Source organism: Pseudomonas sp. NPDC090755, assembly GCF_044769005.1.
Classification (GTDB): Bacteria; Pseudomonadota; Gammaproteobacteria; order Pseudomonadales; family Pseudomonadaceae; genus Aquipseudomonas.
The window spans coordinates 49,847-63,756 of sequence record NZ_JBIVXC010000022.1; the positions used below are offsets into that span (position 1 = coordinate 49,847).

General features: G+C 63.2%; 11 protein-coding genes. 6 read left to right on the plus strand and 5 right to left on the minus strand.

Features of this window, described 5'->3' with window-relative positions; all coding sequences use genetic code 11:
- Positions 1–160: 160 nt before the first annotated feature.
- The 6 genes from ACIQUS_RS23985 to ACIQUS_RS24010 all read left to right on the plus strand — a co-directional run bounded on the left by ACIQUS_RS23985 (position 161) and on the right by ACIQUS_RS24010 (position 7,912).
- A complete protein-coding gene (locus ACIQUS_RS23985; protein WP_403052518.1) occupies positions 161–1,315 on the plus strand; it encodes an iron-containing alcohol dehydrogenase in 1,155 nt (384 codons plus the stop codon).
- Between the two features lie 15 nt (positions 1,316–1,330).
- Positions 1,331–2,662, plus strand: coding sequence for an APC family permease (locus tag ACIQUS_RS23990; RefSeq protein WP_403052521.1), 1,332 nt, complete (start codon positions 1,331–1,333; stop codon positions 2,660–2,662).
- Between the two features lie 79 nt (positions 2,663–2,741).
- Positions 2,742–4,166 (plus strand): gamma-aminobutyraldehyde dehydrogenase, encoded by a 1,425-nt coding sequence (locus ACIQUS_RS23995; RefSeq protein ID WP_403052524.1) that lies wholly within the window; start codon positions 2,742–2,744, stop codon positions 4,164–4,166.
- Between the two features lie 50 nt (positions 4,167–4,216).
- Positions 4,217–5,470, plus strand: coding sequence for an aspartate aminotransferase family protein (locus tag ACIQUS_RS24000; RefSeq protein ID WP_403052527.1), 1,254 nt, complete (start codon positions 4,217–4,219; stop codon positions 5,468–5,470).
- 97 nt (positions 5,471–5,567) lie between these two features.
- Complete coding sequence (locus tag ACIQUS_RS24005; protein WP_403052530.1) at positions 5,568–6,947, plus strand: aspartate aminotransferase family protein; 1,380 nt, start codon at positions 5,568–5,570, stop codon at positions 6,945–6,947.
- A gap of 56 nt (positions 6,948–7,003) precedes the next feature.
- On the plus strand, positions 7,004–7,912 hold the full coding sequence (locus tag ACIQUS_RS24010; protein ID WP_403052533.1) for an NAD(P)-dependent oxidoreductase: 909 nt from the start codon (positions 7,004–7,006) through the stop codon (positions 7,910–7,912).
- A 270-nt stretch (positions 7,913–8,182) separates the two neighbouring features.
- Here the strand turns inward: ACIQUS_RS24010 and ACIQUS_RS24015 are convergent, their stop codons facing one another.
- The 5 genes from ACIQUS_RS24015 to ACIQUS_RS24035 form a co-directional block, all read right to left on the minus strand.
- A complete protein-coding gene (locus ACIQUS_RS24015; protein WP_403052536.1) occupies positions 8,183–9,841 on the minus strand; it encodes a cation acetate symporter in 1,659 nt (552 codons plus the stop codon).
- Entirely contained in the window at positions 9,838–10,161 is a 324-nt protein-coding gene (locus ACIQUS_RS24020) for a DUF485 domain-containing protein (RefSeq protein WP_403052539.1), read from the minus strand. The genes ACIQUS_RS24015 and ACIQUS_RS24020 overlap by 4 nt, the downstream gene beginning before the upstream one ends.
- A 56-nt stretch (positions 10,162–10,217) precedes the next feature.
- A complete protein-coding gene (locus tag ACIQUS_RS24025) occupies positions 10,218–11,870 on the minus strand; it encodes an acyl-CoA synthetase (RefSeq protein ID WP_403052542.1) in 1,653 nt (550 codons plus the stop codon).
- A gap of 84 nt (positions 11,871–11,954) precedes the next feature.
- On the minus strand, positions 11,955–12,722 hold the full coding sequence (locus tag ACIQUS_RS24030) for an SDR family NAD(P)-dependent oxidoreductase (RefSeq protein WP_403052545.1): 768 nt from the start codon (positions 12,720–12,722) through the stop codon (positions 11,955–11,957).
- Positions 12,722–13,894 (minus strand): acyl-CoA dehydrogenase family protein, encoded by a 1,173-nt coding sequence (locus ACIQUS_RS24035; protein WP_403052548.1) that lies wholly within the window; start codon positions 13,892–13,894, stop codon positions 12,722–12,724. The genes ACIQUS_RS24030 and ACIQUS_RS24035 overlap by 1 nt, the downstream gene beginning before the upstream one ends.
- Positions 13,895–13,910: the final 16 nt, after the last annotated feature.

Here is a 13,910-nt window from a genome sequence, read left to right on the forward strand (position 1 = left end):
GCTTCTCGCAGCACGTTTCACCAGCACACAAAACAACAACGTTCCGGCTTATACGAAACCGTCGAGCCACACATCACACGCCTGAACTGTTTCGACAGCCTGGCGTGGGTGCTCCTCAACTGCCCTTTCAACAATGACAACAATTGAGCAAGAGGTACGTATGGAATTCAAGTTCTTACTCCCCACCAAAGTCGTGATGGAGCCAGGCCTGCGTGAGCGCACCGGTGAACATCTACGGGAACTTGGCCTGACACGCATCCTGATCGTGACAGATGCCGGGGTCAAGGCAGCGGGCCTGCTGGACAGCGTCTATGCCAGCCTGAACAGGGCAGGCATCACGTTCGAGGAAGTGTCGGACATCAAGGCCAACCCTCGCAGCGAGGATATCAACCACACCGCCGCGCTTTACCGGGGCAAAGGCATCGATGGCCTGCTGGCCATTGGTGGCGGCAGCGCGATGGATGCGGCCAAGGCCATCAGCCTGCTACTGACCCACGAAGGTCGTATCGAGGACTACGAAGGGTCGTTCACACTCAAGCATGCCATACCGCCTATCGTCGCCATCCCGACCACAGCAGGCACCGGCAGCGAGGTGACATGCTTCTCGGTGATCACCGACACCGCCCGTCATTTCAAGATGAATGTCCTGGATTATCGAATCGGCCCGGTACTGGCCCTGCTCGACTCGGACATCACCACGACACTGCCGTCGTCGATTGCTGCGGCAACCGGTATGGATGCCCTCACCCACGCCATCGAAGCCTACACCTGTCGCGTATCGAACCCTATCAGCGACGGGCTGGCACTGCATGCCATACGCCTGATCAGCCAGCACCTCAGGGCTGCCGTGCAAGAGCCGCACAACCAGCAAGCCCGTGAGCAAATGCTGGTGGCCAGTCTGATCGCCGGCATGGCATTCGGTAACGCAGACGTTGGCAGCGTGCACTGCATTTCCGAAGCCATCGGTGGCATGTACGACACACCGCACGGCGTGGGTAATGCGATCTTCCTGCCCTTTGTGTTCGGTCACAACCGTGATGCCGACATCACCCGCCACGCTCACGTTGCCTATGCACTGGGGATCGACCCCAACCTCTCGCCGGTCGATGCCGCCGAGGCAGCTGTCGGCTACCTGTTCCAGATGAGCAAGGACCTGGGCATTCCCCGCTTCGCCGAGGTGAAGGGCGTACGCGAGGAGGACTTCCTGACCATTGCTCAAAAGTCGAAGAAGAACTTTTCGGACGGTAGCAATGCCAAGGAAATGACGGTGGAAACCTACCGCGAAATCGTCGTAGCTGCTTACAACTTCTCATAGTGAGGTGTGTCAGTCATGAGCGAATCAACCCCGAGCGCTTCGCTGAAGCGCACCCTGGGCCCGTTTTCCGTTCTGCTGTTCGGTTTGGCATTCCTTGCCCCGCTGATTGTCTTCGGCACCTATGGCGTGATCTCGCAGGCAAGCGGGAACACCACGGCGATGGCCTACATGGTCGCGGCAACCGGTGTGATTTTCACGGCGTTGAGCTACGGCCGGCTGGTCAAGGTGTTCCCGGTAGCCGGTTCGGCCTACACCTATACCCGCAAGATGCTGAACGCGAACGTCGGGTTCATGGTGGGCTGGGCCGCCCTGCTCGACTACTTCTTCATTCCGATGCTGATCTGGTTGCTCGGCGCCAGCTACCTCAACATGGCATTTCCAGAGGTGCCCCAGTGGGTGTGGATCACAGGGTTCATCGTCTCCACGTCGCTGCTCAATGTCCTGGGCATCCAGGTCGCCAACCGTTTCAACGTGCTGTTGATGATGGCGCAGCTTGCCATCATCGCCGTGTTCATCGGTCTGTGCGGGCATTACATCGTGGCCGCCAACGGCCCTGGCGGGCTGCTGTCGGCCAGGCCGTTCTTCAACCAGGACGTGCCGTTTGCCACCACCATGGCCGGCGCCGCCATTGCCGCGTATTCCTTCCTGGGCTTTGACGCGCTGTCCACGCTGAGCGAGGAAACCCGCGACCCGGGCCGGACGCTTCCGCGTGCCATCCTGCTGGTCGCGTTGATCGGCGGTACGGTGTACGTCGGCTCCTCGTACTTCATGTACCTGGCGCACCCATCCCCCGCGTTCGAGCATGTGGAGGGGGCCGCCTTCGAGATCGCCCGGATGATCGGGGGAGACCTGTTCTTCGCCGTGGTGCTGGCGGGCATCATCATCGCCCACTTCGCCGCCGGGATGTCGTTCCAGGCAAGCGTGGGTCGACTGCTGTACGCCCTCGGCCGGGACAACCAACTGCCACGCACGTTGTTCGGCGCCCTCCACCCTCGCTACAAGACACCGGCCTTCAACATCCTGCTCTGCGGTGTTTTCGGCACCGCAGGTTTTGGCTTGACGATCGCCACCGCAACGTCCCTGGTCAATTTCGGCGCTTTTCTCGCCTTCACCGCCGTCAACCTTTGCGCATTGCGGCTCACCTTCGATGCACGCGCCAAGGACGGGGCAGGCGTGTTGCGCGGCGTGCTCTTCCCACTCATAGGCCTGGTCACCGCCGGGTGGATGCTGGCCAGCCTGGACAAAGACGCACTGGTCATGGGCTGTAGCTGGCTTGGCCTGGGTGCGGTTTATCTCGCCTGCCGAACCCGCCTCTTCCGCAACCCGGTACCTGACGCGCTGGTATAGCGATCACCTTCCAATCGAACGCTCTGACGACAACCACAAGGCAAGCCACTGGCCTTGCCGTTCAATGGCGAGAAACGACATGCAAACAAAACTCCTGATCAATGGCGCCCTCGTGGCCGGCGAAGGCGAAAACCTGGCCGTGTACAACCCGTCCCTGGGCAGTGTCCTGGTACAGACCACCGAGGCCAGTCGCGCCCAGGTCCATGCCGCAGTCCAGAGCGCGGATGAGGCCTTTGAAGCCTGGTCACAGACACCCCCCAAGGACCGTGCGGCGCTGCTGCTCAAGCTCGCCGACAGCATCGACGCACAGGCACAGGTGTTCGCTCGCCTGGAAGCGGACAACTGCGGCAAGCCTTTCACTGCCGTGCTGCAGGACGAATTGCCAGCCGTATCGGACGTGTTCCGCTTCTTTGCCGGCGCCGTTCGCTGCCTGCAGGGCTCGGCGGCGGGCGAGTACATTCCGGGCCACACCTCGATGATCCGCCGCGACCCGGTAGGCGTCGTCGCCTCCATCGCGCCGTGGAACTACCCCTTGCTGATGGCGGCGTGGAAACTCGGCCCGGCCTTGGCCGGCGGCAACACCGTGGTACTGAAACCCTCGGAACACACCCCGATGAGCACTTTGAAGCTGGGGGAACTGCTCGCCGACATCTTCCCCGCCGGCGTGGTCAACATCGTCCACGGCCGAGGCGCCTCGGTGGGTGAACCGCTGACCAGCCACGCTCAGGTTCGCATGGTGTCATTGACCGGCTCCATTCGTACGGGCAGCCGGATCATCGAAGGTACGGCCGACAGCGTGAAACGGATGCACATGGAGCTGGGTGGCAAGGCCCCCGTGCTGATCTTCGATGACGCTGACATCGACGCCGCCGTCGAAGGCATCCGCGCCTTCGGCTTCTACAACGCCGGCCAGGACTGTACCGCTGCGTGCCGCCTCTATGTACAGAAGGCGGTCTATCCGGCGTTCGTTCGCAAGCTCGGCGAAGCCGTGTCCAGCATCCAATGCGGACTTCAGGATGACCCGGCAACCGAAATGGGCCCACTGATCACCCAGGAGCACCTGGAGCGTGTCGAGGGCTTCGTGAACCGTGCCAAAGAGCTTCCCCACATCGAGGTCGTCACGGGCGGCAAACGCGCCGCGGGTGCCGGGTTCTTCTTCGAGCCTACGGTCCTGGCCGGCGCCAGGCAGGAGGATGAGGTGGTGTGTCGTGAAATCTTCGGCCCGGTGGTGACGGTTTCGCCATTCGAGGACGAAGCCCAGGTACTGGCATGGGCCAATGAATCGGACTACGGCCTGGCCTCTTCGGTGTGGACCGCCGATGTGGGGCGGGCCCATCGACTGGCCGCTCGCCTGCAATACGGCTGCACTTGGGTCAACACCCACTTCATGCTGGTGAGCGAGATGCCCCATGGCGGGGTGAAGTTGTCCGGATACGGCAAGGACCTGTCCATGTACGGGCTGGAGGACTACACCGTGGTGCGGCATGTGATGTTCAAGCACTGACACCGTAAACCCATGAAAAACCGCTGCCCAGAACTTTCAAGAGGTTATGCATGAACAACATCGAGACCTTCGAGCGACTCGAATCCAACGTGCGGATGTATTGCCGTGACCTGCCGCTGGTGTTCGACACGGCTCAAGGGAGCAAGATCCACGCCGAGGATGGCCGCCAATACCTGGACTTCTTCGCCGGCGCCGGCGCCCTGAACTATGGCCACAACGACCCGCGCATGCGCGATGCCTTGATCGCGTATCTTTCGGCCAATGGCGTGACCCATGGCCTGGACTTGCACACCAGCACCAAGCGCCAGTTCCTTGAGTCGATCGAGCGTGACCTGTTCAAGCCTCGCGGCTGGGACTACAAGGTTCAATTCACCGGCCCAACCGGTGCCGATGCCGTCGAGGCGGCGTTGAAGCTTGCGCGCAAGGCGACGGGACGCACCAGGATCATATCGTTTTACGGGGCTTACCACGGCATGACCGCCGGGGCCCTGGCGATCACCGGCAACCGCACTCGCCGAGGCCCCGGGTTGTCCGGCGACGCGGTTTTCGTTCCGTACGAAGACAGCCCCTACGGCGAGTTCGACAGCATTGGCTTCCTCGAGCGCCTGGCCAACGACCAGGGCAGCGGATCGGAACTTCCCGCGGCCGTGATCGTGGAGTCCGTCCAGATCCAGGCGGGTGTCTATGCGGCATCCAACGATTGGTTGCAACGCTTGCGCAAGTGGACCACCGATCACGGGGTGGTGCTCATCTGCGATGAGATCCAGGCGGGCTGCGGCCGGACTGGCGACTTCTTCGGTTTCGAGCGTTCCGGGATTCAGCCAGACCTGGTCACCTGTGCGAAATCGATCGGCGGCTTTGGCCTGCCGATGGCGATCGTGTTGATTCGCGCGGAGCTGGATGTATGGCAACCCGGCGACCACATCGGCACGTTCCGCGGCAACCAGCTGGCATTCCTGACAGCCCAGATCGCGCTCGGCTATTGGCGCGATGAGCCGTTCCTGAAGTTGCTTGCCGACAACTGCGCGGCCATGGAGCGTTCGGTTGCAGGTTTTGCAGAGATTCCTGGCATAGCGTCCGCACGCTGTCGCGGCATGATCGCTGGCATCGACTTCGGCCGCGGCAACGTTGCGTTTGCCAAGGATGCCCAGCAGCGCGCGCTGCAGGCAGGGGTACTGGTAGACCGCTGCGGCCCGAACGGCGAAATCATCAAGCTGATGCCACCTGTGAATACCCCGACCGATCAGCTTGAAGAAGGCCTGAAAGCATTCGGTGAATCAGTCGCGGCAGCGCTGAACCAGTAACTGCATGGGCCTGCCGTGCGGCGTGTATCGGTACATGTGCCGCACGCAGGCTCATCACATGCAGTCGACAATCCGTCCGTGGCAGGAAATCACGCCAATGAGCAACGTTACTTCAATCGTTCAGAACGATCTGTCTTCATTGATCCACCCCTACACCAACCTGGCACAACACCGTGAGGCAGGCCCTTTCGTGATCGCCGGCGGGGACGGCGTGCGGGTCTTCGATGACCAGGGCAACGCCTATATCGAAGCCATGTCGGGCTTGTGGAGTGTTGCCTTGGGGTTCAGTGAAAAACGGCTGGTCGACGCCGCCATCGAGCAGTTCAAACAGCTGCCGTACTATCACAGCTTCAGCCACAAGACGAATGCCCCCGCGTCGGCGCTCGCCGCCAAACTGGCCGAACTGGCGCCCGGCGATCTCAATCATGTGTTCTTCACCAACTCAGGTTCCGAGGCCAACGACTCGATGGTGAAGGTGGTCTGGTACGTGAACAACGCGCTGGGCAAACCGCACAAGAAGAAGTTCATCTCTCGTCAGCAGGCCTATCACGGAACCACCGTGGCCTCCGCGAGCTTGACCGGAATACCCTCGATTCATCGGGATTTCGATCTGCCTGCCATCCCTGTCCACCACCTGACATGTCCGAACTTCTACCGGTTTGCCCGGCCAGGGGAGACCGAAGAAGCCTTCTCGGCCCGGCTGGCAAATGAACTGGAGCGCTACATCCTCGCTGAAGGGCCGCAAACCATCGCCGCCTTCATCGGCGAGCCGGTCATCGCGGCGGGCGGTGTGATCCCGCCGCCCCCAGGCTACTGGGCGGCAATCCAGGCGGTGTGCAAGCGCTACGACATCCTCGTGGTGATTGATGAAATCGTCACGGGCTTTGGCAGGCTTGGCACGATGTTCGGCGCTCAGCTCTACGACATCCAGCCCGATGTCATGGTGCTGTCCAAGCAGCTCACCTCCTCCTACCAGCCGCTGGCGGCCCTGGTGGTGTCCGATGCCATCAATGACGTCCTGGTGAGCCAGAGCCAGCGGCTGGGCGCGTTCGCGCATGGTTTGACCTGCACGGGTCATCCCGTCGCCACCGCCGTTGCGCTGGAAAACATCCGCATCATCGAGGAGCGCGACCTGGTTGGCCATGTCCAGCGCTTGGCCCCTGTGTTCCAGGGCCGTCTGCGCGCTTTCGAAGATCACCCGTTGGTAGGCAACGTCCGAGGCGTCGGGCTGATGGGCGGGATCGAACTGGTTGCGGACAAGGCCACCCGCCAACCCTTCGCCCAGCCAGGCGCGTTGGGAGGCTACGTATTCAAACAGGCTCACACGCACGGGCTGATCATTCGCGCCATCTACGACACGATCGCGTTCTGTCCGCCGTTGATTACCACGCAGGACGATATCGAGGCGATCTTCAGCGCATTCGAGCGGACGTTGGCTGACGCGACAGACTGGGCTCAATCAGAAAACCTGCTGTGAGCAAAAAGCTGCACGCGTTGCACATCAGGTAAAACAATAATCATGAGGGTTTGACTGTGCGCGAACAAAACAATGAGCGTTTCGAGTTTGATGTGTCCGTGGTCGGGCTCGGTGCCATGGGAGTGATCATGGCGCAAGCGTTTCTCAAACAAGGCAAACGCGTAGCGATCTGGAATCGATCACCCGGTAAGGCCGCGGCGCTCGTTGCCGCCGGCGCTCACCTCTGCGACTGCGCCGAGGCCGCGCTGAACGCAAGCCCGGTCGCGATCTTCGTGCTTCTGGACAACCATGCGACACATGAGGTGCTCGGGATGCCGGGGGTGATGCGTGCACTCGCCAATCGTACGATCGTCGATTACACGACCAACACCAAAGACGAGGGCCTTGAGCTTCAGGCCCTCCTCAATCGGGCGGGCGGTCATTACGTCAAAGGGATGATCGTGGCCTACCCTCGCAATGTCGGCCATCACGAAAGTCACTGCATCCATACCGGTGAGCGTGAAGCCTTCGAACAGCATCGGGCGCTGCTTGAAGGGCTCGCCGGCCATACGGTGTTCCTTCCCTGGGACGAAGCACTAGCCTTTGCGACCGTGCTCCACGCGCATGCTTTTGCTGCGATGGTTGCTTTCTTCGAGGCCGTGGGTGCGAGCGATCGGTTTGGCCTGCCTGTTTCGAAGACGGCCCGGCTCTTGCTCGACACTTCACGCTTTTTCATCGCCGATGCACTCGAGGAAGCGGTACGCCGGCTCGAAACAGGGGATTTCGCAGGCGACCAGGCGAGGCTCGATGTGCATGCGGACGCCTTCGCGCACATTGCCCAATCCCTGCACGCACAAAGGGCCTGGACGCCGGTCTTCGACGCGGTGTGCCAGGTCGTGCAGCGCGCGGCATCCATGGGCTATGGCGACCAGGACATTGCAGCCACTGCCAGATCATTCGCCCGCGAGAACGAGCCCGGACAATAGCCGCGCTTTACAGACCTCTCGGATCGAACCCGAAGACAACAACTATAAAAAACCGCTGGAGGATCCTATGCGCCGATTTGGTTTTCTACTGGTCGTTTTGACACTGGCCGTCTTCCTGAGTGCCCTATTTGCCCCAAGGCCCTCCCTCGTCAACCGGGGGAAGGCGCAGCACATGGGCCATCCGGTTACCAGCATCGGGGAGATCTTCAGGGGGTACTAGCGAGGTATCACGCGGCCGCTGGCACGCATCCGCCAGCGGCCGCTTGTGACTCAATGATCGACTGCGCCGCTGGCGCCGAGGCCCGTCTGGCCCCGTACGAACTGATCCGCAAATGCCTCCCTTTCCGCCTTGGCCCGCACCGTCCGGTCCAACCGGGAAACGGCATACGCCACCAAAAACGCCAACGGCATGGAAAACAGCGCAGGCTGGGTATAGGGGAACAGCGGCTCGGCGAAGTGCAAGACATCAACCCACACCAGCTTGGAAAACACCACGAACCCCATGGCACTGACCAACCCGACGTAGCCACCCGCCAACGCGCCACGTGTGGTCAGCCCCGACCAGAACATCGACAGGAACAGCACCGGGAAGTTGGCCGAGGCGGCGATGCCAAAGGCCAGCGCAACCATGAAGGCCACGTTGATATTTTCGAAAACGATGCCCAGGGCTATCGCCACCAACCCAAGGCCCAGGGTGGCCAGCTTGGTCACCCGCAGCTCCTGCGCCTCGCTGGCCGCCCCTTTCATTATCACCCGGGCATACAGGTCATGGGCGATGGCGGACGCTCCAGCCAGGGCCAGGCCTGAAACCACGGCCAGGATGGTGGCAAAGGTCACGGCAGACAAAAAGCCCAGCAGCAGGTTGCCGCCGACGGCCTGGGCCAGGTGCATGACCACCATGTTGCCCCCGCCCAGCAGCTTGCCACCCACCTCCCCGCCCTCGAAGAACTGCGGCTGCTGACTGACGATCACGATCGACGCCAGGCCCAGCAGGAAAATGACATTGAAGAAGTAGCCGATGAACCCGGTGGCATAGAGCACCGATTTTCGTGCCTCCCGGGCATCGCTGACGGTGAAGAACCGCATCAGGATATGCGGCAGCCCGGCTGTTCCGAATACCAACCCCAGGCTCAGCGACAGGGCTGTCAGTGGATCGGCCAGCAGGCTTCCGGGCGCCAGCAGGCGTTCGCCCAGGGCATGGGTGTCCATGGCCTTGCTGACCAGCGTGTCATAGCTGAAGTCGAACTCGCGCATCGCCAGGAACAGTACCAGCGAGCCGCCGATCAGCAGCAGGAATGCCTTGATGATCTGCACCCAGGTGGTCGCCACCATGCCGCCAAAGGTGACATACAGCATCATCAGCACACCGACGATCACCAGGGCGATGTGGTAATCAAGGCCGAACAACAGCCTGATCAGTTGCCCAGCCCCGACCATCTGCGCCACCAGGTAGAAACACACCACGGTCAGTGAGCCAATGGCGGCCATGGTGCGCACCTTGCCTTGGTCGAGGCGGTACGAGGTGATGTCGGCGAAGGTGAAGCGGCCCAGGTTGCGCAGCCGCTCGGTCATCAACAGCAACAACACCGGCCAGCCCGCGAAGAAGGCAATGAGGTAGATGTAGCCATCCATGCCGGAGGTGTAGATGAGCGCGGTGATCCCCAACAGCGTCGAGGCGGACATGTAGTCACCGGCCAGCGCCAGGCCGTTCTGCCAGCCCAGGATACCGCCACCGGCGCTGTAGAAATCCGCCGTCGAGCGGGTCCGCCGCGCCGCCCACCAGGTGATGCACAAGGTGAAGAGCACGAACACCATGAACATGCCGATGGCATGCAGGTTGAGCGGCTGACGCTGGCCTGCGTCGAGCGCAGGTGACGCCAACAGCAGGCCAGGGTGCAGCAGCAGGGCCAGAGGCAGTGTTTTCTTCATGCGCCCTGCTCCTCGTCCAGCCCGGCGACCAGCCCCTGCGTCAGGCGATCGAACTCGCCGTTGGCACGGTACACATAGAACGCCGACAACGCACAGAAGAACAGGAACAGGAACGCGCCGGCAGCGACGCCGACGGTCATGTTCGATCCCTGCGCCAGGCGCCTGGCAATCAGCTCGGGCCAGAACGACACCAACGCGATGTAGCCATAGAACGTGGCCAGGATCAGCAGGAACAGGCTCAAGGTAAAACGGTTTCTGCGCACCACCAGTTGCTGGAACCGGGCACTGGCGCGCACACGCGCATATAACAGGCTGGACATGGGACACCTCGGGCAACGGACTTGTTGTTATGGGATGTGCGGGTGCTGCCGCTCGATCAGTGTTCGGCGCCGGTGGTCTGGGCCTCCTGTTGCCGGGCCCACTCGCGCAGGACGAACTTCTGGATTTTGCCGGTGGCGGTCTTGGGCAGCGCCGTGAGCGACACATGCCGCGGCGCCTTGAAGTGCGCCAGACGCTCACGGCACCAGCGGATCAGGTCGTCCCCGGTGACAGTGGCCAGCGCATCAGCGCGCAGGGTGACGAATGCGTGGGGGGTCTCGCCCCAGCGCGAATCCGGGCGCGCAACCACCGCAGCCTCGACCACCTCGGGGTGCTGGTAGAGCACTTCCTCGATTTCCAGCGAGCTGATGTTCTCGCCGCCAGAAATGATGATGTCCTTGGCCCGGTCCTTGATTTCCACATAGCCGTCCGGATGCAGCACGGCCAGGTCGCCCGTGTGCAGCCAACCGTTGGCCAACGCGCTACGGGTCGCCTCCGGATTGTGCAGGTAGCCTTTCATCACCGTGTTGCCACGCACCACCAGTTCGCCAAGGGTAAGACCGTCGGCCGGGACAGGGCGACCGGTATCGGTATCCAGCACCGTGGCCTCCTCGAGCAATGGATGGGCGACGCCCTGGCGGCTCATGAACTGGGCCCGGGCCTCCAGCGGCAGCGCGTCGACACCCGGTTGCCACAGGCACAAGGTGCTGGGGCCGTAGCTTTCGGTCATGCCGTAGGCGTGGGTGATGCTGAAGCCGCGCGCTTCCATCGCGGCGATGACCGCGCTGGGCGGCGCGGCACCGCCGGTGATCACAGAGACCGGCGCGGCGGGTGCGCTGGCATGCTCGGCGTGGATCAGCATCGACATCACCACCGGCGCGGCGCTCAGGTGGGTCACCGAATGCTCGGCGATGGCGGCGTGGATCGCATCTGGCTGGACCTTGCGCAGGCACACATGCGTCCCACCGGACAGTGTCACCGCCCAGGTATGGCTCCAGCCGTTGCAGTGGAACATCGGCAACGTCCACAGGTAGACGCTGCGCGGCCCCAATTGGAAGATCAGCGCCCCGGCGCAGGCGTTGAGGTAGGCGCCACGGTGATGCAGGACCACACCCTTGGGGTCGCCCGTGGTGCCTGAGGTGTAGTTGATGGCGATCGACTGCCATTCGTTCTGCGGCGCACTCAGCGGCCGCCCGGGATCGCCCTGGGCCAGAAACGCTTCATAGTCCAGGTCGTGTGCCAGGTCGGCGCGTTCGGCCTGCTCATCGTCGATGCCCACCAGCAAGGGTGGCGAGTCGAGCATGGCCAGCGCCTGGTGGACGACCCCGCCGAACTCGCGATCGCAGATCAGTACCTTGGCCGCGCAGTGACGCAAGATGAACGCGATGCTGCGCGCCTCCAGGCGGATGTTGATGCACACCAGCACCGCCCCGGCACCGGGCACACCATAGTGGGCTTCGAGCATCTCAGGGATGTTCGGCGCCAGTATCGCCACCCGCTCGCCCGGCTGCACGCCGACCCGCTCCAGGGCACTGGCCAGGGCGCGGCTGCGCTGGTGCAACTGCTGGTAGCTGTAGCGCCGCTTGCCATAGACCACCGCATCACGCTGCGGATACACCTGCGCGGTACGCTTGAGAAACGACAGCGGCGACAGCGGCACATGGTTGGCTTCGTTTGGAGCAAGGTCGTGCTCGAATGTCGGGACCATCATGGCAGCCACCCCATCGACACGTTGTTCAGGTATTGCACACACATACACACCTCCTGCTTCTTGTTGTTCTTGCGCCAGGGCGCGTTACAGGCTGCTGCACAGATGGCCGCCATCGACCACGATCTCGGCGCCGCTCATCGCCCGGCCGGCATCGCTGGCGAGCAGCAGCAAGGCGCCATCCAGATCCGCCGGCTGGCTGAAGCGTCGGCCGGGAATGCGCGCGCGCAGCTTCTCCCCGGCCTCGCTGGCCAGGAACGCTTCATTCAGGTCGGTCATCACGTAGCCCGGCGCCAGGGCGTTCACCCGGATGCCATGGCGCGCCAACTCCAGTGCCATGGCCCGGGTCAGGTGGGCCAGGCCGGCCTTGGCCGCGAGATAGGGGCCGACGGCACCGGCCACGCGGCTGGCGAGGATCGAGGTGACATTGATCAGGCTGCCGCCCTGCCCCGCAGAGACCATGCGCCGGGCGCTTTCCTGGGCCATGGCCCAGGCGCCCTTGAGATTGGTGTCGAGCACGTGGTCCCAGCTTTGATCGTCACAGGCCAGAAAGGGCTGGCTGTCGCTTACCCCTGCATTGTTGACCAGGACATCCAGCGGGCCGGCAGCATCGAGCACCCGGCAGATATCGTCACGGCAGGTCACATCGAGGGCGAAGGCACGCGCGCGCCCTCCCGCCACCTCGATGGCCTCGACCAGCGCCTGCAGCGGCGCCTGGCGCCTGGCGGTCACCACCACCTCGGCGCCTGCGGCAGCCAGGGTCATGGCGAAGTGACGGCCAAGGCCACTGGAGGCGCCAGTCACCAGGGCGCGGCGCCCATCGAGGGCAAACAGTCGGGCAAGGGTCGGCTGCATCAGTGGGCCCCCAGGCGCTGGTCAAGGAGCTTCTTGGCCAGGCTCATGCGGTGCACTTCGCTCGGGCCGTCGTAGATGCGGAACGGGCGAATGTCACGGAAGATCCGCTCGACCACCGTCTCCCCGGTCACCCCGCGCCCGCCCAACACCTGCACACAGCGATCAACCACTCGCCACAACGCCTCGGCGCTGATCACCTTGGCCATGCTCGAATCGACATTGGCGCGCTGCCCCTGGTCCAGCACCCAGGCGCAGTGCCAGACCGCCAGGCGCACCACGTGCAGGTCCATCATGTTGTCGGCCAGCATGAAGCCCACGCCCTGGTGCTCGCCCAGCGGCTTGCCGAAGGCGTCGCGGGTGCGCGCATAGTCGCAGGCGATGTCGTGTGCACGTCGCGCCGCCCCGAGCCAGCGCATGCAGTGGGTCAGTCGCGCGGGCGCCAGGCGCACCTGGGCATAACGGAAACCCTTGCCGATCTCGCCCAGCACATCGCTCGCCGGCACCCGCAGGTTGTCGAAGCGCAGCTGCCCGTGACCGCCGGTGAAGCAGCTGTCCAGCGAATCCAGCTGACGCTCGTGGACGATGCCGTCACGCTGCATGTCGGTCAGGAACATGGTCGCCGTGCCATCCTCCATGCGCGCCATGATGATGCCGAAGTCAGCCCCCTCGGCCCCAGTGATCAGCCACTTGCGGCCATTGATCAGGTAGTCGTCGCCATCGCGGGTGGCGGTGGTGCGCAGCATCGACGGATCCGAGCCCGAACCCGGTGCCGGTTCAGTCATGGCGAAGCACGAGCGGGCACGGCCCTGGACCAGCGGGCGCAGCCAGCGATCCTTCTGCGCTTCGGTGGCCACCACGTCCATCAGGTGGATATTGCCTTCGTCGGGCGCATGGATATTCAGCGCCACCGGCCCCAGTGGCGAATAGCCGGCCTCTTCGAAAACGATCGCCTTGGCCACGTGACTCAGACCCAGCCCCCCCATTTCCGGGCTGGCGTGGGGGGTCAGCAGGCCGGCGGCGCGAGCGCGTGCCACCAGGTCCTGGCGCAGCGCATCGCTGGGACCATGGGCGTCCTGGCGAGGGTCGTTCTCGAACGGGATGACGTGCTCGGCGATGAAGTCGCGGGTCTTGGCCTGCAATTCGAGCAGGTCGTCCGGGAGCGTGAAGTTCATGGCTGTCCTTCTTTGT